This window comes from Streptomyces sp. NPDC050619 (assembly GCF_040654815.1).
Lineage (GTDB): Bacteria > Actinomycetota > Actinomycetes > Streptomycetales > Streptomycetaceae > Streptomyces.
Genome location: NZ_JBFAIR010000010.1, coordinates 164,819 through 184,380 on the forward strand (window position 1 = coordinate 164,819; position 19,562 = coordinate 184,380).

The 19,562-nt window shown below is 67.5% G+C and carries 23 protein-coding genes and 1 pseudogene; 14 read left to right on the top strand and 10 right to left on the bottom strand.

The window, feature by feature from the left end; genetic code table 11:
* The 8 genes and pseudogenes from AB0I77_RS18695 (at position 1) to AB0I77_RS18730 (ending at position 5,029) form a co-directional block, all read left to right on the top strand.
* On the top strand, positions 1-786 hold the full coding sequence (locus AB0I77_RS18695) for a GvpL/GvpF family gas vesicle protein (protein WP_363283802.1): 786 nt from the start codon (positions 1-3) through the stop codon (positions 784-786).
* 3 nt (positions 787-789) lie between these two features.
* A complete protein-coding gene (locus tag AB0I77_RS18700) occupies positions 790-1,041 on the top strand; it encodes a gas vesicle protein GvpG (RefSeq protein ID WP_363283671.1) in 252 nt (83 codons plus the stop codon).
* Positions 1,038-1,403 (top strand): gas vesicle protein, encoded by a 366-nt coding sequence (locus AB0I77_RS18705; protein ID WP_363283672.1) that lies wholly within the window; start codon positions 1,038-1,040, stop codon positions 1,401-1,403. The genes AB0I77_RS18700 and AB0I77_RS18705 overlap by 4 nt, the downstream gene beginning before the upstream one ends.
* Positions 1,400-2,617, top strand: coding sequence for a GvpL/GvpF family gas vesicle protein (locus AB0I77_RS18710; protein ID WP_363283673.1), 1,218 nt, complete (start codon positions 1,400-1,402; stop codon positions 2,615-2,617). The genes AB0I77_RS18705 and AB0I77_RS18710 overlap by 4 nt, the downstream gene beginning before the upstream one ends.
* Positions 2,614-2,874: a gas vesicle protein gene (locus tag AB0I77_RS18715; RefSeq protein WP_363283674.1), complete on the top strand. Its 261-nt coding sequence runs from the start codon at positions 2,614-2,616 to the stop codon at positions 2,872-2,874. Before AB0I77_RS18710 ends, AB0I77_RS18715 begins: the two co-directional genes overlap by 4 nt.
* Positions 2,875-2,914: 40 nt before the next feature.
* Positions 2,915-3,187, top strand: a pseudogene (locus tag AB0I77_RS18720) (gas vesicle protein K); the annotation flags it as partial.
* Positions 3,188-3,312: 125 nt separating this feature from the next.
* Positions 3,313-3,744, top strand: a complete 432-nt coding sequence (locus AB0I77_RS18725) for a peptidoglycan-binding protein (RefSeq protein ID WP_363283675.1) — start codon at positions 3,313-3,315, stop codon at positions 3,742-3,744.
* A 34-nt stretch (positions 3,745-3,778) separates the two neighbouring features.
* A complete protein-coding gene (locus AB0I77_RS18730) occupies positions 3,779-5,029 on the top strand; it encodes a hypothetical protein (protein ID WP_363283676.1) in 1,251 nt (416 codons plus the stop codon).
* A 55-nt stretch (positions 5,030-5,084) separates the two neighbouring features.
* On the opposite strand, the gene AB0I77_RS18735 is transcribed toward AB0I77_RS18730, so the two are convergent.
* Positions 5,085-5,555: a DUF3592 domain-containing protein gene (locus AB0I77_RS18735; RefSeq protein WP_363283677.1), complete on the bottom strand. Its 471-nt coding sequence runs from the start codon at positions 5,553-5,555 to the stop codon at positions 5,085-5,087.
* Between the two features lie 168 nt (positions 5,556-5,723).
* Complete coding sequence (locus AB0I77_RS18740; RefSeq protein ID WP_363283678.1) at positions 5,724-6,428, bottom strand: DNA alkylation repair protein; 705 nt, start codon at positions 6,426-6,428, stop codon at positions 5,724-5,726.
* A gap of 49 nt (positions 6,429-6,477) precedes the next feature.
* Here AB0I77_RS18740 and AB0I77_RS18745 point away from each other — a divergent pair, with 49 nt between their 5' ends.
* From AB0I77_RS18745 to AB0I77_RS18760, 4 genes are all read left to right on the top strand, one after another.
* Entirely contained in the window at positions 6,478-7,236 is a 759-nt protein-coding gene (locus AB0I77_RS18745) for an alpha/beta fold hydrolase (RefSeq protein ID WP_363283680.1), read from the top strand.
* Positions 7,237-7,508: 272 nt separating this feature from the next.
* Positions 7,509-9,812, top strand: a complete 2,304-nt coding sequence (locus AB0I77_RS18750; RefSeq protein WP_363283682.1) for a PQQ-binding-like beta-propeller repeat protein — start codon at positions 7,509-7,511, stop codon at positions 9,810-9,812.
* Positions 9,813-9,907: 95 nt separating this feature from the next.
* Positions 9,908-10,654: a phosphotransferase gene (locus AB0I77_RS18755; RefSeq protein WP_363283683.1), complete on the top strand. Its 747-nt coding sequence runs from the start codon at positions 9,908-9,910 to the stop codon at positions 10,652-10,654.
* An 89-nt stretch (positions 10,655-10,743) separates the two neighbouring features.
* Positions 10,744-11,106, top strand: coding sequence for a DUF805 domain-containing protein (locus AB0I77_RS18760; protein WP_363283684.1), 363 nt, complete (start codon positions 10,744-10,746; stop codon positions 11,104-11,106).
* Between the two features lie 61 nt (positions 11,107-11,167).
* Here the strand turns inward: AB0I77_RS18760 and AB0I77_RS18765 are convergent, their stop codons facing one another.
* The 4 genes from AB0I77_RS18765 to AB0I77_RS18780 form a co-directional block, all read right to left on the bottom strand.
* Positions 11,168-11,692 carry a hypothetical protein gene (locus AB0I77_RS18765; protein WP_363283685.1) on the bottom strand — a complete coding sequence of 175 codons (525 nt, stop codon included), beginning with the start codon at positions 11,690-11,692 and terminating at the stop codon, positions 11,168-11,170.
* Positions 11,693-11,872: 180 nt separating this feature from the next.
* Positions 11,873-12,376 carry a hypothetical protein gene (locus AB0I77_RS18770; RefSeq protein WP_363283686.1) on the bottom strand — a complete coding sequence of 168 codons (504 nt, stop codon included), beginning with the start codon at positions 12,374-12,376 and terminating at the stop codon, positions 11,873-11,875.
* Between the two features lie 42 nt (positions 12,377-12,418).
* A complete protein-coding gene (locus AB0I77_RS18775) occupies positions 12,419-12,856 on the bottom strand; it encodes a hypothetical protein (RefSeq protein WP_363283687.1) in 438 nt (145 codons plus the stop codon).
* Positions 12,857-13,090: 234 nt separating this feature from the next.
* Positions 13,091-13,582: a hypothetical protein gene (locus AB0I77_RS18780; protein ID WP_363283688.1), complete on the bottom strand. Its 492-nt coding sequence runs from the start codon at positions 13,580-13,582 to the stop codon at positions 13,091-13,093.
* Between the two features lie 191 nt (positions 13,583-13,773).
* Here AB0I77_RS18780 and AB0I77_RS18785 point away from each other — a divergent pair, with 191 nt between their 5' ends.
* Entirely contained in the window at positions 13,774-15,048 is a 1,275-nt protein-coding gene (locus tag AB0I77_RS18785; protein ID WP_363283689.1) for a transcriptional regulator, read from the top strand.
* On the opposite strand, the gene AB0I77_RS18790 is transcribed toward AB0I77_RS18785, so the two are convergent.
* The 3 genes from AB0I77_RS18790 to AB0I77_RS18800 all read right to left on the bottom strand — a co-directional run bounded on the left by AB0I77_RS18790 (position 15,029) and on the right by AB0I77_RS18800 (position 18,160).
* Positions 15,029-15,691 (bottom strand): HAD family hydrolase, encoded by a 663-nt coding sequence (locus tag AB0I77_RS18790; protein WP_363283690.1) that lies wholly within the window; start codon positions 15,689-15,691, stop codon positions 15,029-15,031. The genes AB0I77_RS18785 and AB0I77_RS18790 overlap by 20 nt on opposite strands.
* Positions 15,692-16,049: 358 nt before the next feature.
* Positions 16,050-16,766, bottom strand: a complete 717-nt coding sequence (locus AB0I77_RS18795; protein WP_363283691.1) for a very short patch repair endonuclease — start codon at positions 16,764-16,766, stop codon at positions 16,050-16,052.
* 77 nt (positions 16,767-16,843) lie between these two features.
* Positions 16,844-18,160 (bottom strand): DNA cytosine methyltransferase, encoded by a 1,317-nt coding sequence (locus AB0I77_RS18800; protein ID WP_363283692.1) that lies wholly within the window; start codon positions 18,158-18,160, stop codon positions 16,844-16,846.
* Between the two features lie 119 nt (positions 18,161-18,279).
* On the opposite strand from AB0I77_RS18800, the gene AB0I77_RS18805 reads away from it, so the two are divergent.
* Positions 18,280-19,062 (top strand): GIY-YIG nuclease family protein, encoded by a 783-nt coding sequence (locus tag AB0I77_RS18805; RefSeq protein ID WP_363283693.1) that lies wholly within the window; start codon positions 18,280-18,282, stop codon positions 19,060-19,062.
* Between the two features lie 53 nt (positions 19,063-19,115).
* Here the strand turns inward: AB0I77_RS18805 and AB0I77_RS18810 are convergent, their stop codons facing one another.
* Entirely contained in the window at positions 19,116-19,253 is a 138-nt protein-coding gene (locus AB0I77_RS18810; RefSeq protein ID WP_363283694.1) for a hypothetical protein, read from the bottom strand.
* Positions 19,254-19,562: the final 309 nt, after the last annotated feature.

Genomic DNA, 19,562 nt, shown 5'->3' on the forward strand with positions numbered 1-19,562 from the left:
CTGACCCCGGAACCGACGCCGGAATCGCCCGTCTACATCTACGCCATCACCAGCTCCGACCACCCCCTGAGACTCGACGGCCTGCGGACCGTCGGTGGCGTCGGCGTCGGCGTCGGCGTCGGCGTCGGCGTCAGCGACGTCGACGTCGACGGTTCCCTGCGTACGGTCGTCCGCGGCGGGCTCGCCGCCGTCGTCAGCCCCGCACCCCCGCAGCTGCGTCCCAAGCGCCGTGACCTCGCCGCCCACCAGGCGCTACAGGAACGGCTGATGGCCGACGGAGCCGTCCTCCCCATGAGGTTCGGCCTGCTCGCCCCCGACGCCGCCGCCGTAGGGAAGGCCCTGGAGGAGAAGGGCGAGGAGTACACCCGAAGGCTCGCCGAGTTGCACGGCACCACCGAGTTCAACCTCAAGGCCGCACGCGCCCTGGACGACCTGCTGCGCGAGGTGCTCACCGAGTCCGACGAGGCTCGCCGTCTCAACGAGCGCACCCGCGACGGCAACGGCACCTACGAGGACCGCGTCGCCCTCGGAGAGCTGGTGGCCGGGCAGGTCGAGGCCCGGCAGCGGTTGCTGGCCGACCAGGTCGTCGAGCAACTGTCCGGCCTGGCCCGCGCCAGGGTCGAGGCCGCCCCGGCGAAGGACGACTTCCTCAACGTGTCGTTCCTCGTCGAACGCGCCCACGCCCGCGAGTTCACCGAAGCCGGACAGCGGCTGGCGGGCGAATACGGCGAGGCCTACGACTTCCGGCTGCGCGGCCCCCTGCCTCCGTACAGCTTCGCCGCCTGACCCATGGGCCTGCTGACCGGCATCCTCACCCTCCCCCTCGCGCCCCTGCGCACCACCCTCTGGGCCGCCGAGCAGGTACTCAACGCCGCCGAGGCGGAGTACTACGACCCGGCACCCGTCCGGCAGGCCCTCACCCAACTGGAACGAGCCCTGCTGGACGGACGGATCGACGAGGACGAGTACGAGCGCCGCGAGGACGAACTGCTGGACCGACTCGACGAGATCACCGCGCGGAGGCGAGCCCCCCGACCATGACACAACCGATAACAGGCGGACTCGGCGGCCAAGGACTCGGCAGCCCGGGTCCCGGCGGCCAGGGTCCCGGCGGCCAGGCCGCCAACCTCGCCGACATCCTCGAACGAGTCCTCGACAAGGGTGTGGTGATCGCGGGGGACATCCGCATCAACCTGCTCGACATCGAGCTGCTCACCATCAAACTGCGACTCATCGTCGCCTCCGTCGACAAGGCCAAGGAGATGGGCATCGACTGGTGGGAACACGATCCCTCCCTCTCCTCCGGGACCGGCCACCCGGACCGCTCCCTGGCTGAGGAGAACGAACGCCTGCACGCCGAGATAGCCGCGCTGCGGGCGGCCGACAGGAGCCTGGACCCATGACCGGACCCATGACCGACACGGACATCGTCTACGCGTACGCGATCCTGCGCCGTACGCCGGATGCCGACGAGGTGGTCGCCGGCCTGCGCGGCGTCGCCGGCGGGCCGATACGCCTGGTGGAGTCCGCGGACCGTACCCCGGAGCTGGCCCTGGCCGCGGCTGTGGGCCCCGTCCCGGCCGCGGACTTCGACGAGGCACCCCTCAAGGCCCACCTGGAAGACCTGCGCTGGCTGGAATCCACGGCCCGCGCCCACCACGCCGTCGTAGCGGCCCTCGCCGCTCTCGGCACCGTCCTGCCGCTGCGCCTGGCCACCGTCTACCGCGACGAGGACCGCGTCCGACAGACCCTCGAGGCCCGCCGCGACGACTTCTTGCCCCTGTTGGACCGCCTGACGGGTCACGTGGAACTCGGCGTGAAGATCTACGCCGTCGCGGGGAGCGGGGGGACCCCGGAGACCTCGGGGAGCGCGGGGACGTCGGGGAGCGCGAGGACGTCGGGGAGCGCGGAGACCCCGGACACCGTGCAGTCCGCCCCGACCCAGGCCCCGGTCCCGGCTCAGGCCTCGGCTCCGGCTCAGGCCCCGGTCCCGGCTCAGGCCCCGGTCCTGACTCAGGCCTCGGCTCCGGCTCAGGCCCCGGTCCCGGCTCAGGCCCCGGTCCCGGCTCAGGCCTCGACTCCGGCTCAGGCCCCGGTCCCGGCTCAGGCCTCGGCTCCGGCTCAGGCCCCGGTCCCGGCTCAGGCCTCGGCTCCGGCTCAGGCCCCGGTCCCGGCTCAGGCCTCGACTCCGGCTCAGGCCCCGGTCCCGATTCAGGCCCCGACCCAGGCCTCGACCCCGCCCCCGACCCAACCCCAGACCCCGCCCGCAACCCCAACCCCAACCCCCGGCCGCACCTACCTAGCCGCACGCCGCCGCAAGCGCCGCACCGCTGAGGACGCCTGGCACGCGGCCACCCAGGTCGCCGCCCGCCTCACCGACACGCTCGGCACCCTGGCCGTCGACCGCGTCGCCCACCGCCCCCAGCGTGGCGACCTCGCCGGCCCGACCCCCGGCACCAACGTCAGCAACGACACCTACCTCGTCCCCGTCGATCGCGTAGACGACTTCCGCACCCGCGCCCTGGCAGCCGCCGAGGGCCTCCCCGGTGTCCACTTGGAAGTGACCGGCCCCTGGGCGCCGTACTCCTTCGCCCTCCCCCCGGAGCCCGCTCAGTGACCGCCAACTCCCTCGCCGCCAACTCCCTTGCCGGCCGCCCCGTCGCCCTCATCGACCTCCTCGACCGCCTGCTCCAAGGCGGCGTCGTCCTCAGCGGCGACCTCGTCCTGTCCATCGCCGACGTCGACCTCGTCCGCATCGACCTCCGCGCTGTCATAGCCCCCGTCGCTGCAGCCGCTTCCGCCGCCGTCAACACTGTCCACACCGTCGACACCACCGACACCACCGACGCGGCCCACCCCACCCCCCTGCTGTGAGGCCTTCATGCCCCCACCCCCGGACACCCGCACCGCCCACCGCCGCCTGTCCACCGACCCGGACACCGTCGAGCGCGACCTGGTCAAACTCGTCCTGACCGTCGTCGAACTCCTCCGTCAGCTGATGGAACGTCAGGCCCTCCACCGAGTCGACAACGACGACCTCACAGAGGAACAGGAAGAGCGCGTCGGCCTGACCCTGATGCTCCTCCACGACCGTATGCAAGATCTCTGCGCCCGCTACGACCTGCGCATCGAAGACCTCAACCTGGATCTGGGGCCGTTGGGGACGCTGCTGCCGCCGGCGAACTGAACACCGGGAAGAACTACGGCTGTTCGTAGAGTTCCGTATTTCAATTTAAGAATGTTCAACAAATCGCGTTCGCCGCTCCATTTCTCCCTGTCGCGCCATTCTCGACATCTCACTAGAATGGCCGTATGAAGACAACCGAGTTCTATGTGGTACAGAAGGGCGATACGCTCTCCGCGATAGCGACCAGGTTCCACGTGACGCTGGCCCAGATCAGGAAGTGGAACCCCCAGATCACCAATCCGAATCTCATTCACCCGGGACAGCGGGTCCGCGTGTCCCCACCCGGCGAAGAGCCTGACGGCGAGTTCGAGCCCTACCCGGGCAAGGACTTCTTCCAGCCGACCGTGAGTAGCCCGGTCATCGAGGCCATGGGCAACCGCCTCATCGAGGAGGGCTGCTCGGCGTACGCCGACGGACCCGACTCCCGGTGGAGCGAGGCGGACCGGAAGTCCTACGCCAAGTTCCAGCGCAAGCTCGGCTTCTCAGGCGCGGACGCGGACGGAATTCCCGGACGGCAGTCGTGGGACAGACTCCATGTGCCCGCAATTTTCGAGTGAATAACTCGTCCCCGGGAACCAACGGAGACTGGCGATGGACCATTCCGTGGCGGTCCCGGAGGACCTGTCGGCCCGTACGCGCCGACGGATCGCGACAGGGCTGCGTCACCAACCCCCGCGGTCGGCATGGCGCGCACGGGCCAGGACCCGTATCACCTATCTCGAGGCGCAGCTGAATCGTGAGAATGTCGGGCCGTGTCCCGGCGACCGCAAGGCCCTCATCGAGGGAGCGGTAAGCCATCTGGAAAAGGCCCGCTTCGCGGCGGACGAGAAATTCGGATGGCGGCGGCCATGGTCGGGTTCCACCGCCCTCGAAGGCGTTTGGTCGAACCTGCGCGGCGCCGAGGTGCTGCTGCTCCAACTGGTCTCCGAAGCGGAAGTCGTCGGCCGCGCCAGCGAGGTCATGGCGCTGGTCAAGCGCCATCTGCACAAGGACGACCCGCGGCGCCTCAGACTCGCCCAGCGGATCCGTCACATCGCTTCCGGCAACATGGCGCCGGGCGACAGGGACCTCCTGGCCCAGGCGCTCAGCGGCGCGTACAACGCTCTGGATGGCGAACTGGCCCGAGTCCGTAGCCTGCGCAACATGCTCTGGACCGCCACGTTCGTCGTCTTTCTCGGCGTCACGGGCATCGCCCTCTACGGCTGGTTCTCCCCCAGCTCGCTGAGCATGTGCTTCACGCCCAAGGTCAGCCCGGGCGGCGCGAACCAGATGGCCATCGTGTGCCCCAGCATGGAGTACCCCGGCGTGCCGACAGGCACGAGTCCCAGCAGCAAGGCTTTGCCGAGGGACATCCTCACCGTCGAGATCGCCGGGCTGGCCGGCGCGGCGCTCACGGTCATCGCCTCGCTGCGCCGCATACGGGGCACCAGCGCCCCCTATATGTTGCCGCTGGCGTCGGCGGTCCTGAAGTTCCCCACCGGCGCGCTGTCGGCCTTCCTCGGAGTGCTGCTGATCAGGGGCGCCTTCCTCCCCGGACTCAGCGACCTGGACAGCAGGGCGCAGGTCCTCGCCTGGGCGGCGGTCTTCGGCGCCGCGCAGCACCTGGTGACCCGCCTGGTCGACGATCGTGCCCAGATGACCCTGTCGGAGGTGGGCAGGCCCACCGATGCGACGCTCGACCCGGAGAACGCCGCCATCAAGGAGGTCCGCGAGGCGGAGGACGCCGGCACCCACGCATCGCAGACCGCCGACCGGGTCGACGGTGCACCCCGCAGCGGACAGCCCGGAAGCTCGGACGGCGAACCTGCCGAGGAAGCACCGGCGGAGCAGCCTCGACAGTAAGTTGGAGGCATCGGCCAGGCGACAGTCGAGGGCATGGCTGACCGGTTCACACGGCCTAGGAACGCCCCCGCGTCGCCATCGCAACGCCCGTCCCGATCCCCGCGATCACCAGCCCGATCCCACCGAAGATCAGCGGCAGCAGCCACAGCGAGGCGAACCCGTTGATTCGCGCGTCATCGGGGGAATCGGCGCGGTACAGCACCTCGACCCGCTCGCCCTCCTCGTACGCCGGTGGATTGGCACCCGTCGAGTTCCGGAACGTCCTCCGCGTGCCGTCCGCCGATGTGAACTCGACCACCGGGTACGCCGCGGGCTTGTCGTCCTTCCGCTTCTTGAAGGATCCGCCGTTGTGGTCGTTGCGCCACTCCAGCGCCACCACCGTGCCCTGGGCACGCTCCGCATCCGCCAGGAACGACACCGACACCCCCGCCAGGATCACCCCGACGACCAAGAACAGCGCCCCGAACGCGATCGCCCCGAAGGTGAACCACCGGCGGGCACCCCGCCCACGCACCTGAACTCGCACGCCATCCCTCTCACTTGTCCGGAGTGAGGGGGACGCTATCCCAGGCGCCGCGGTCGCCGTCTCCCGCCCCCTGGCCACGTTGGACCAACGCTCGGACCGGTGGAGTGAGAACCGGGCGCGGGAGCCTCGTCTACGTCTACGTCTACGTCATCTGGGCATCAGGAGTACCTAACGCGTCTTCACGAACCGGGCCCGCAGGCCCGGCGCCAGGCGCTCGGTCGCGTACCGCACAGTGATTCGGGGCAGCTCGCCGAGATTCCGGTCGAGGAAGTCCACCATCACCTGCGCGTCCCGGCGGCCGATCTCCCTCAACATCCATCCCAGCGCCTTGTGGATCAGCGGCTCCGGATCCTGGCGCAGCCTGTGTGCGAGTCGGAAGGTCGGCTCGAAGCGGCCGGCTCGGATCAGTGCCAACGTGGCCACCACGGCGATCCTGCGATCCCACAGCCACGCCGACCCGGCCAGCACGTCCATCACGTCGATCACGTCCGACGTTCCGTCCAGGAGCCACGGCCCCAGCACGACATGCGCGGAACCGTCCACCAGATCCCAGTCGTCCACGCAGTCGGTGCGTGCCAGATAGAAATCGACCAGCGCCTTCCGGTCGGCACCCCGGGCGCTCCGCACCTGCTCGGCCAGGACCAGCAGACCGGCGAACCGCTCCTCATGCACCCGGCTGTGCAGCAGAACGTCCACGTCCTCCAGCGGCAACTCCCGGTACCGCTGGGCCAGTTTGCGTATCACCGGAACGCGTACGCCGAGCAGTTGGTCGTCGTCCGCGGGGCTGAGCACCCGCACCTGCTGCGCCCGGACATTGGGCTCTGCCTGGTCCCTCAGCTCGGACCGTAATTTCTTCAGCGTGCCGGTCGCCATGCTGACGGACGCTACCGCCCGACGTTCGTAGTCGCATGTACTTGTTGCCATGCGAGGACCACTGAACCTGATCTTGGTGCACAGCCCTCTCGTAGGCGCTTCGACATGGCAGCCAGTCGCACAACTGCTGGGCGCGCGCGGACACATGACAGCGCCCTCCCTGGCAGGGGTGTTCGAGGACGCCGGACCGTACTACCCGAGGCTCGCCGCCACCGTCGCCGATGACATCGCTCGGCAAGGCGGCGAGCGGATCGTTCTCGTCGGCCACAGTGGCGCCGGCGCCCTGCTGCCGGCGATCGCTCACGCGACGGCGAAGACGACTACAACTACAACTACGACTACAACTACGACTACGGGGACGACGACCGCGACGGTCGTCGGCATGGTCTTCGTCGACGCGTTGCTGCCACATCCGGGCCGCGCTTGGTTCGACACCGTGCCGACGGAATTACGGGATCAGCTGCGCGGGCTCACCAGGCAGGGGATGTTGCCACCCTGGAACGAATGGTTCCCGCCGGGCACCATCGAGGAACTCCTGCCCGACCCCGCTCTGCGAAGGCGCTTCAGCGAAGAACTCCCCCGTGTCCCCCTGGCCTACTTCGACGAGCCCGCCCCCGAATGCCCAGCCCCTCCTCCCGCTCACAGTGCCTACCTGCAACTGAGCGACGCGTATGCGGCCTCAGCCGACCAGGCCGAGCACGAAGGATGGCGCGTCACCCGTCGCAAGGCCCACCATCTGGCCCTACTCACGGAACCGGAAGAGGTCAGCGCCACGCTGGAAGAACTGATCCAGGACCTCGTGACCTGATCTCGCCGAGACGTGGCAGGCGCAGGGGAGGGTCGGCCGGTTGGGGCACCGCAAGGAGCACCGGACCGGTGACCCGGTGACCCGGTGACCCGGTGACCCGGTGACCCGGTGACCCGGTGACCCGGTGACCCGGTGACCCGGTGACCGGTGCGCGTCTGCGCGAGAGCGGACGGGCGATGTCTGCTGTCGCCCGGGTCCTGGGTCATCGGGGGCCACGGTCTACGATCAACGCTGCCGAGAGAAATCCGCTTACCGCCGGGGGACTTGGGGCTGTGGACGACCGGGATCTGATACTCGCTGACCGCTACCGCCTGGTGCGCCCGCTGGGGCGCGGCGGGATGGGGGAGGTGTGGGAGGCGCAGGACGCCAGTCTACGGCGGCCGGTCGCGGTCAAGATGATCTCGGTCCTTGCGGGTGGCGGCAGCCGGGCCGAGGAGGCGCGCGCACGTTTTCTGCGGGAGGCGCGGATCACCGCCGCGCTTCAGCACCCCCATATCGTGACCGTCCACGACCTCGGTGAGGCAGCCACCGGCCAGGGCACGACGCCGTTTCTCGTGATGGAACTGCTGCGGGGCGAGGGCTTGGACGCCGTTGTCCGGCGTGGACCGGTCGGCGAGGAGGAGGTGGCGCGGTGGGGGGCGCAGGTGTGCGACGCGCTGGGTGAGGCGCATGCCGCCGGCATCCTCCACCGCGACATCAAGCCCGCAAATCTGTTCGTCGCGGCCTCGGGCAGCCTGAAGGTGCTCGACTTCGGGATCGCCCGCGCCGCCGACGCCTCGGCCACCGGTGACCGGCTGACCCAGACCGGGTTCATGGTGGGCACGGCCGCGTACATGGCACCGGAGCAGGCACGCGGGCGCCCCGAGCAGCGCAGCGACCTGTACTCCCTCGGGTGTGTGCTGTTCGAACTGCTCACCGGGCGGCTGCCGTTCGTCGCCCCGGACACCCTCGGGTATGTCACGGCGCACCTTCACGATCCGGCCCCCGCGCCGAGCAGCCTCGTGCCCGGCGTCTCCGCTCCATGGGACCGTCTGGTCGGCCGGCTGCTGGCCAAGGACCCGCGCGAGCGATACGAATCGGCCGCCGTGCTCGCCGACGAGCTGCGGCGCTTCGGTGCTGTGCGGCAGGCCGTACCCGCGGCCCGTCCCTACACCCCCACCGTCGTCGACCGGGAGGAGGACGGGGCGAGCTCAGCGCCCTCGGCTGCCTCCGTGTCCGACGATCTCGCGGCGGCATCCACGGTTCAGGCGCCGGCCGGGCCGTCCGATGGAACAGGCATGAGCCGGCGCAGCCTGCTTCAGAGGGGCGCGGGCGTCGCCGCGGTCGCGGTCGCCGGAGGGGCGGCGGCGATGTACCTGACCGGCGACCCGAAGCGGGACCCGGTCGCCTGGTCGCAGAAGATCGCAGACGTCGACGTGATCAACTCCGACGGTCCGGACGTCGTCCTGGCCGACGGCCGCTGTCATGTGGCCGCCGGTCACTACTACAAGGAGACCGCCGCGCTCCACACCTTCGACCTTGCCACCGGTAAGCGTCTGTGGAAGGCGTCCCTCAACGCGGCCTGGACCCGGAAGGCACGCTTCACGGTCATCGGCGGCACGCTACTCGCCCTGACCCAGGGCCCCGATGACGTAGACGGACAGGTGCACGCCTTCGACGCCGCCACTGGCGAGCGCCGGTGGCAGCTGCCGGTCTCCACCGGTGCCTTGGGGTTGGATGTGCACCGGCCCAGCGGCCTGCTGATCACCGGAGACGGCGGTACGGTGACCGGAATCGATGCACGCACCGGCCACACGCGATGGGCGATCGACGCATCCTCCCCCTACGACGCCACATGGATCCTGGCCGGCGACCTGATCCTCTGCAGCGGCGGAATCGCAGTACTCGGCAAGACGGGCAAGGAGCTGTGGACACGCTCCGACTTCGAGCCGCACGGCGACCTGGCGCAGCCCCTGGGAGAGGGTCTGCTCTGCTACGAGACCGGCAGGACGGTCCCCGTCGACCTCGTCTGCCGTAAGGCGGACACAGGTGAGGTGATGTGGCGCAGCCCGTTCCAGAAGACCAAACCGGACTTCAGCAGCGCGGCCTACCAGCCGCTCGACGAGTTGGTGTCGGGCACCACGGTGTTCCTCCCGCTGCCCGCGGGGTCCCGCCGGAAACCGACCGCCCTGAACGGACTCACCGGCGAGCAGACCTGGACCTACGGCCGTACGTACCAAGAGGTTGACCTGAAGGAACGGGCGACGACGAGCGTGCCGGGCGGGTTCGTCCTGCCCACGGGATCGGGACTGGTGTGCCTGGCCGCCGACAACGGCACAAAACGGTGGGACGCCGATACTCAGCGAGTGCAGACCACCGGCAAATACGCCCTGCTCTCCGGGACAGGACAGGCACGAGTGTTCCAGCACTGGACCAGCGTGCGGATCGTCGCAGCGGAGCACGGCCGCACGCTCTGGACAGGCCAGTTCGACAGCACGGCCATGGGCGAGCCTGCCGCGAGCGGCGACTCCATCGCGCTCCTCGACGGCAACGGCACACTGTGGGCGGTGCGCGCCCTGCCTTCATCCACGCAATAGAAGAGCAGGCCCAAACCCTGGCTGTTCACGCGGACTTGGGAGCCACGCGATAAACCCGGCGACGTCGGCGATCATCCCCGGGATACTGGTCGCCCATGGATGAGGTCAAAGTCGTAGTCGCCCATTCCGAGCGCGCGACTCTGCGCGTCGGTGACGTGTTCTTGAAGGTGGACGCCGATCAGGCGCGCATCGACGTCGAGGTCGAGGCGATGTCCCTCGCGCCGGTCCCGACCCCGGAGGTCCTGTGGCACAAGCCGTCCGTGCTCGCGATCGCCGCACTCCCGGGGACGACGCTCGGGCGCCTGGGCGGGCCGTCGACCGGGTCGCCGGCGGCGTGGGCCGCGGCGGGCGCCGCCATCCGGAAGCTGCACGAAGCGCCCCTGCCGCCCCTGCCGGGCCGGGCCGGCCGGAGCATCGTCGCGCTGGCGGCAGAACTCGACGACGAGTGCGAGTTGCTCGTGACGAACGGCGTCCTGCCCGCCGACCTGGTCACCCGCAACCGCCAGGTCGCCGAGGCCGCGCTCCGGCCGTGGACTGCGGCGTTCACACACGGCGACCTGCAGATCGCGCACGTCTTCGTCGACGGCGACGAGGTCACCGGCATCATCGACTGGTCCGAGGCGGGCCAGGGGGACGCCCTGTACGACCTCGCCACCTTCACGCTCGGACACGAGGAGCACCTCGACGACGTCATCGCCGGCTATGGCACCGACATCGACCTCGACGTGATCCACGCGTGGTGGTCGTTGCGAAGCCTGCTGGCAGTTCGCTGGCTGGCCGAGCACGGCTTCGACCCCTTCGCGCCGGGCTGTGAGGTCGACGTGCTGAGATCCCGGATGTGAGGCTGCGCGGGCCCGACTGCTACGTCGGGAGGGGTCCCCACCGGGGCGTCTTACCGTGCTCGTCGACGGCAATGACGCGGAGGTGGGCGATGGTGAGCTTCTCGGAAGCGGTTCAGCACGGCCTGGCGCAGACCTTTTCCTGGGAGGGCCGGGCCTCTCGGTCCGAGTACTGGTGGTTCATCCTCTTCGGCATCATCTGCTACGCACCCAGCATCGCCCTGACCATCGCACTGGAGTTCCCGATCGTCCTCCTCGTGTGGCTGTTCCTGTTCGTGCCGACGCTTGGCGTCTTCGTGCGCAGGATGCACGACTGTGGCCGGACCGGCTGGTCGTGGTTCTGGTCCGTTGTCCCGTTGATCGGGCCCATCGTGCTCCTCGCGTTCCTCTGCGAACGCGGCGACCCGAAGACCAACGAGTACGGCCTGCCGCCGGGCACGAAGGTGGATTGGTGAGAGGCGGGGGATGGGCGACTCTCAACCTTGGCCGGCACAGCACATTGGCGCCGACCCGAACTCAGGGGTCGAGTGGATCTGAGTCATAGAAGATGAACTCCGCACGGACAGGCCAGTCGGTTGCGGGTGGCTTGGACCGCGCAGCACGCGGGTTCAGTGGCTTGAAGTGGTGTGGACCGCTTTCCCGGCGAGCGGGCGTCACGCCATCCTCCTGGCGGAGGAGGATGACCGACCACAACAGCGCAACCATCGAAAAGGCGCTGGGCAGGAGAGTTTGATTTGCGCTCTCATCGCCCCGAATCATCATCACCGTAAGCGCGATAGACACCGTAAGCACCGCGCCCGCGATGAGCGCGATAGCGAGCCACCGCCGCTGGCGTGCCTTCGCACCTGCCTCACTGTGTAGGCGGAAGCCGACCATGTCACCGCACGTGGCGCACCGCAGGTACCCAATTTGGACCCCCTCAGGCGGCCGGTCGACCCAGGCGGTCTGGATCTGGTAGTAGCGGTAGGTAGTTGATCCGCGGTACTCAGTGCCGGTGATGTGGATCAGTCGCATTCCGACCCTGGACCCGATCTGCTGCACTGCGTCCTCCGCCCGCCTTGAGCCTGCCATTGACCAACGGTAATGACTGAACTTGGGAGGGGTCCCGACGATTCGAAACTGCTGCCCTTGCGACGTAAGGGCTTCCCTGGGTGATGCACGACAGTCGTTGATGCCACGGAACTGGGCTGGCCACTGAGCACTCCCTCAGCGGGCCGCGCATCACCGCTGCGAAGCCCGGGGAGCCGACGACCTACTGCTCGCCGGCCTTCCGGCGGGCGGTGTGACCGTGCCGCGCAAGGCAGACAGCCCTGAACCCAGCAGAGCGATCCGCCCGGTCATCAGGATGTCGTGGTTCGCGAAGAGCGCGTCGAGTTCGACACGACGACGGATGTACGCCGTCCAGGTCGCGCGGGGCAAGTCCGTGTACGCGTTGACCATCCGGACCCGGCTTGCCTGCGTGAGGATCCATCGGGCCTGGTCGGCGCCGTTGGCGCGTCCTCCCAAATCGCGCGCCAAGCGCCACAGTTCCTCACCGTCGCTGTGTTCGGCGACGACGGTGACAAGCCCGATGTCGCCCAGGCCGCGCTCGTCGCTGGACTGGGTGGTGTAGGCGACTGTGAGTCTTTCGAGGGGGAAGACGGTCACGCGGCTGGTCGCGGACAGCTCGGTCAGGGACACGTGGGTGAGTCCGTTCTGGCGCGGGGGCGGGCCGACCGCGGACATGACCGGCCCGCCCCTGTCGGGGAGTTAAATGGGGAGTGCGGATCAGCAGCAGGGGCCGTCGCCACAGCAGGTGGGCGCGTTACATTCCGCGGCCGTACCCCACAGCCGTTCGTCGACCTCGAACCCCGCGGCCCTGATCTTCCCCACGACGTCGACCATCAGACCGCGCGTGCGGACCTTCGAGTTCGGCTGGTGGTGCAGGAAGTGACCGAAGCTCCTCTCACACCAGTCGGCGTACCAGCTGGTGTGCAGGATGAGCGTGTGCCATCCCGGGTCGACCTGCTGGGACGGCGCCATGACGGTGCCCTCGCCCGTCGATCCCATGACGAAGACCAGGGCGAGCGCCTGGTCGACGATGCGCTCGGCGACACAGCGTTCCAGGCCGTATTCATCGGCGCAGAAGGTGGCGAGTATGTCGAACTCGGGGGCGGTGACGAGGGAGCGGCCGGAGCGGGTTGCGGCGGCGAGGGCGGTGGTCATGGCATGGTCTCCCTTGTGCTGGAGCCGCTGGTGGGCGGGGTCGGGCCGGGCGGCCTTTCGGGTCCTGGTGGTGTTGTGAACAGCACGGATTCACCTCGCAGTTGGGGATCTTGGGCGTGGCCCTCTCCTCGAGCGCCGAATGCATGTCGAGTGCTCGGGGAGAGGGGTTCGCAGGCCGCTGCGCGACGTGCGTAGACCTGTACGCGGTGGCAGACACTCGGCCGGCCGGGAAGATCAATCCGACGTTTGCTGAATGAGCTGCCGGTGGCCGGCGTCGACCAGGTCTCGAACCGCCTGTGGCCTGCACAGGTTGCCGTCGTAGCGAGGCGGAACGACCCAGTAGGTTCCAGGCGGTTCTCGGCGATCGATTCGCGGGACGCCCAGATACGTGTCGTCTCGCAGGCACGGTGCGCTGCGGTTGTAATTCCAGACCAGGCCGGCATGCCACTGGATGAGTGCGTAGTACGTCGGGCCCTTGGCGCGGTGGTCATGGATAACGGGACCGCGCAGTCGTTCAGACAGGGCGTCGGCCACCACGCCCGGCTCGCCCGAGTTGAGGGCGGCGTACACCAGTACGCCCGAGAGCCTTACCGCGGCGAACCTTCGACCAAGAGGTAAAAGGGCCACCCCCTGGTTCGACCACTCCGCCAGAGCCTGTTCCGGCACCGGGTGCGCCCGCGCGAGCCACTCGGCAATCGTTCTGTCCAAAGCTTCTTGAGTGTCCATGGCCTGCCCTCGTCATGGTCTGTGGTCAGGTACGGCACATAGAGTTCATGAACTGACCCGCCGATTCGAGGACTCTGAAAGGCCTCCAACAGGGCGTAAAGAGGGCCTAGATGACACCTTTAGAGTGAGAGCACGCTCAACAGCGGACTTACTGTGGGATGGTTGCGGCAGTCGCCATCAGGAGGTGTCCCGTGCCTCGGCCCACAGGCAACGTCCGACTCAAGGCCGCCCGTGTAGCAGCGGGCTTCAACTCACAGCAGGACTTGGCCGACGCCCTGACCAGTAACGCAAGACAAATGGGCATTCGCGGCCTGTCTGTCGGCGTACGGCAGGTTCGGCGCTGGGAGTCGGACAACCCGCCTTGGCCGCAACCGGACTGCCAGCGTGTACTCGTACACCTGCTGGGTCAGAGCATGGAGGCACTCGGCTTCACGCCGCCGTGGGGCTCGGACGGATCACATCCCAGCCACCCCCGGCGCACGCTGGTAGCCGGTGGCGTGTCCTCCGTCGGACGGGCCGTGGTACCCGGACGAGCCGTCGTGGCGCCTCAACCAGCCACAGCTGGTGTGGACTTCGAGGCGGTGACACGCTCCCACCGTCGGCTTTACTGGTCTGTCGCCCCGACCACGCTGCACCCCGCCGTCATCGCGCACGCGACGCTGGGCTGCGCTTTGCTCCCCGAGACGACGGATTCCACGCGCCGCACGATTGCGGCCGCGCTGGGGGAGACGTATCTTCTCGCAGGCCGGATCGAGTTCTTCGACCTCCGCGAACCAAGCACGGCTAACGACACCCTCCTCCTGGCGTTGCAAGCCGTGGGTGAGGCCGACGACCCGCTGCTCGGCTCCGCGATCATCGCCCACATGGCGTTCATCCCGGGCTGGGCGGCCGATCGTGAAGCGGCCTTGGAGCGAATGATCGCGGCACGCACGTACGCTCGCCGCGCCCCCGCTTCCGCGGAATTCCTTGCATGGCTGGACGCGGTGGAAGCCGAATGTGAGACCCGGTGCGGCAACGCTCGCACCGCCCTGCATCTGATCGGGCACGCCGAGGACATCCTGAAGACCGGCAACGAACACCCCTCGCCCGAGTGGATGGACTGGTTCTCCCCGGCCCGGCTTGCGGCGTTCAAGGGGAACACCCAGATGACTGCGGGCCATCTCCCGCAGGCGCGCGAGACACTGCTCGGCGTCCTGGACGCGATGTCGCCCGCCGAAGACAAACAGCGCACCGTCGTCTACGGCGACCTGGCAGCCGTCGAGGCGGCGTCCGGAAACCCGGAGCAAGCCTGCGAGTACGCGGGACGAGCCCTCGATCAACTGGCCATCACCTGGTACGCGACGGGCATGGATCGCGTGCGCGAGGTCCGCCGCACGTTGACCCCGCACCAGCATCAGCCCTGCGTCCGTGCCCTCGACGACCGGCTCTACGACTGGTCGACGACCATCAGCGCACTGGGCCGTTGAACTCTCGGATCCGGGTGGGCAGTTCGAGCAGGCTGTCGACACGGAAGGTCGGCAGCTCCGTGGCCTCGCGACCGTTCCATTGGATGGTGGCCCACGGCCCGCGACGCACGAGCGCGGTGTGCATGCCGGCCTCGCGGGCCGGGTGGATGTCGTTGTCGCATCGATCACCGACGTAGAGAATCTCGTCGACATCGAAGGGCGCCGCATCGGCGACCCGCTTGAAGAACCCGGGATCGGGCTTGCTGGCACCCCAGTCGTCCGACGTACCGATCAGGTCGACGTCGTCGGAGAAGAGCGACCGCAGGATCCGCCCCGCCCGCACGGTCTGGTTGCCCGCGATACCGAGCCAGAGTCCGTCGGCACGGAGCTGGGCGAGAGCCGGGCGGACGTCTGCGTACAGATCCGCTTCGCCGAACGTCTCCGGTTTCCCGGCAGTAGCCCGCTTCTCGCGCTCCTCGGAGAGGTCGAAGCCGGGCCTGAACTCCTGGAAGGTCTCCCGGTAGTCGCGCCCCTGCGCGACGACAGCCCCGAACATTGCGTGGAAGGTGTGCCGCGGCACACCCAGCCAGTCGGCCCAGGTTCCGTACTCACGGGTTTCGTCTACGAGGCACTCACCGACGTCGAAGACCACTGCGCGCATCATGGGGGCAGGGTAGCGAGACACGATGCGGGGACTCGCCCGGAGACCCGGTGCACCACGTCGTGGTGATCGCGATTCTTGAAAACGACTCCAGTACGCAATCGGGCCACCGAGGAGAACGCGCGCAAGGACGCGGAGGCTGAGCACTAGCTTGGTCTGGGACCTATGAGTCTGCCGCAGACACTGGGCGTCGTGGCGGAGGGGCCCCTGCCGGCCTGGCCCCTTCTCGCTTCCTCAGAGGGAATCGGACCCACGACACTCGGCTTAAGGGGCTCGATCAATGGCTGGCTTGTCCTTCTCGAGCTGACCACCAGTCGCCCTGATCAGGGTTGTGTTCACCTGGCACAGTGCCCATCAGGGCTCAACTCTGATTTACGCCGCTCGTACGTTGTCTCCGCCTCACTGCTCTGGCCACGTTTTGGGCTGCTTTGTCTGGATCTTCGTGTTCCCAAACGCGGAGGACGAGCCAACCGGCGTTGCGCAACGCCTCGTTGGTCTCGGCGTCGCGGGCTCGATTTCCGGCGATCTTTTCCCGCCAGAAGGTCGCGCCTTTCTTTGCGGGCCGGTGGTGTTCCGGGCAGCCGTGCCAGTAGCAGCCATCGACGAAGACGGCGACGCGGGCCTTGGTGAACACTACGTCGGCGGTCCGACGCAGGTCAGGGATCGGCCTGACTCCTACGCGGTATCGCAGTCCGTGTCTGTGGAGCGCGGACCGCAACAGCTTCTCGGGCTTCGTGTCACGTCCCTTGTTGGCGGACATGACCGCTCGGGAGGCGGGGGAGGACGCCCACGAGTCGGAGGGAACGGTTTCGGTGGTCACGTAACCGGCGGCGTGGGCCATCTCCCATGCCTGCGTCAAATTCGCGGCGCGAGTCGCGGCGTCCACCTCGCCGACATAGCGTTCCTGTGTCTCACCATCTTGAGACCACCGCAGGTAGGCGCGGATGCGGCGGGTGCTGCGGTACAGGCGCAGCGCGATGGACGCGCGTGCGTATCGGCCTTCGCCGAGGTCGACCGCGCGTGTGAGGCGGCTGCCGGCGGCCCGGTCCTGCTCAGCCGCTCGGGCCTCCCTGCTCATCCCCACTCTCGGCTTCCACGCTCGATCGGGAGGCATTCGATCCTTCCAACGCCTCTGCCGATCTCTCGTGGTTTCGGTCACTTCCGCTTCTCCGGGTCCTCCAGTGCCCCAACCGACTTGAGAGCGTCAGCGACGGCGTTCGCGAAGACCGTGCCGAGCTTGACGGGCACGGCGTTCCCCAACTGCCGCATCTTCTCTCCTCGCGGGCCGTCGAGAATCCAACGGTCCGGGAACGTCATGACTCGCGCGGTCTCACGCACGGTCATGTAGCGGTATCCGGTTCCGCCCCCCGCGTTGACGAAGTTGACGTTGTCGAGTTGAATCACGGATTCACCGCCCGGCACGCCGTGCACACCCGCCTTCACGGTCTTCGCGGGTCGGTCCAGCACGTTCGGGGTGTGCCCGGTATACATGCGGGCACCAGGCCATCCGACGTGATCAGGGATGTCCCCCACTTTGAGCTTCTTCTCGACGGCTTTCTCCGTCACGGGCGGAAGCGGCTTTCCCTCATTCTCGTCGATTCCCGCGATGGCGTCACGCAGGGTGCGCCACGGCTCCAGTTTCAGCTTTTCCTTGACCTTCTTGTTCTCGTAGTCGAGTTCCGGAAGGTTGGCAATAACGCGCTTGCGAACATCGGCGGACACCTTCTTGTGTCGCTCCGTCCAGTATGGTCCGCCCTCGCGCATGGAGTGGATCAGCGATTCCTCGGAGTGTGTCTCCTTGGGCATGAACTCGTCCCAGTTGACGCCAAGGTCGGCGCGGAACGCGACGATGATCACTCGATTCCGAATCTGAGGTACGCCGTAGGCGGCGGCGTTGACCTCCATCTCCTTGACTGTGTATCGCTCCGAAAGATCAACCGAGTCGTTGGCGATCAGCTTCTCAAGGAGTTCGTTGTGTTCTTCCCACGTAGCCTCCTTGTCGCGCTCCACGAAGGGGAGGCTCAATTCATTCAGGATGTAGTTGAAATACGGTTTGAAAGACGGGCGAAGCAGGCCGCGTACGTTCTCGCAGATAACCGCCTTGGGTCTCATTTCCCGAATGGCGCGGAACATCTCTGGGAACATGTTTCGCTTATCTTCCGTGCCCTTGTGGACTCCCCCAAGGCTGAAGGGTTGGCAGGGTGGCCCCCCTGCGAGAACGTCGACCTCATCACTGACGCGGTCGGTGAAGCTGATCTCACTCACGTCGCCCGGGACGAGCGGCCATCCCCTCTCCGGATCTTTGGGGTCCGGTGGGTTGTCCCTCAGGGACTGGCAGGCTCGCGGGGCCAGTTCATTCACCAGGAGCGGACGGAAGCCCGCAGCGTGCACAGCCAGCGCAAGCCCCCCGCCGCCGGCGAACAGCTCGACACAGGTCCCCACCTCTTGGCGCTCTTCTCGCAGCTCAGGCATGAGAGAAGCGTACCGCGGAGTTTGCGATCATCAAGTCGTTTCAAGGAAGACAGGCAACATGCGCCTCGTTTTCACCGGTTAAGGTGATCTCGATCACTCACCCGAAGGGAGCTCAGGCCTTGCCGCTGGAGAATCACGCCGAGTTCAAGCTGAGCATCACGAAGGCGCTCGGTGATCAGCTGGCCGCAGCCCTGGAGACGCTTACTCCCGCACCCTTGACCGAGGAGAATATAAGCCTCCTACCGCGCCACAAGGGGGTGTATCAGCTTCACCGGCACGGTGAGCCCGTCTACATCGGGAAGGCTGATGCCACCCTCGGGCAAAGGTTGAGGAAGCACCTCAAAAAGCTCAGCGGACGGGAGAACATCCACTTGGAGTGGATGACCTTCACGGCTTTGTCGGTGGACGAGGATTTCGCGGCGGTAGCTCCAGAAAAGCTCCTCATCGACAGGTTTCAGAGCAACGGCCAGGCGCCTTGGAACGAGAACGGTTTCGGCATCAATGATCCCGGGGTTGAGCGCGACACCACGGTTTTCTCAGATGATCACTTCGATCAGCTCTATCCCGCCAATCTTGAATGGGTGATAAGCGACCTGCCCCAAGGAACTCAAAACCTACGCTCCTTTTTGAAGTTCGCCAAGACGACGCTGCCCTACACGTTCAGGTATGCGTACAATCGAACTCAGAGGGAGAGTTTCTACGAGCAGTTCGAGGTAACCATCGGACAGCCCGAGATGACGGTGAATGAGTTCTTTCGTTTCGTGAGTTCCCAGTTGCCTGATCCATGGCAGATTATGGTGCTTCCTGGATACGCTGTTATGTATCCGAGGGAGCTGTACTCCCAGAGTGCACGAAGGCTCTACATCGCCGGTCAGGAACTCCCGCCTAGGGCTGCGAATTAATCACAGACAAATGCCCCGCCCGCGGTGTGAAGCCGTGGGCGGGGCGCGTTGTGCTACGGGTTGGTGTTCTGTCGCGGGGCGTCGACGGCGGCGAGCACTCCTCGTGGATTGGAGAGGTGGCTTGCCTCAATGGTGCGGACGCGGCCGGCGCACTGGCTGTGGTTCTTGGGCTTGGCGAGGGACTCCGGCACCGGGGCGCCCCCGTAATGGATCTTTTACGCTGCGGGTGGTCGTGATGCGAGCGAGCGGGCAGCGTCGTTCAGGGGATGCGTCCGGGTTGATCACACGATGCGCTCGGTGCGGCGTGACCGGAACGAGAAACATGTTTCTGGGAGCACCAGGACCCCGAGGCGGCCGCGGCGCACGTCGCGCACGGTGTGGGGGAGAACGAGCCGCCGATTTGCGGCGACGCGTCAACACCTGAGCCTGAGGCCTTCCGCGAAGGGCTCCGGCTCAGGTGTCCTCCTGTCCCGGTCCCACAATTTCGGAGTCCCCGCAAA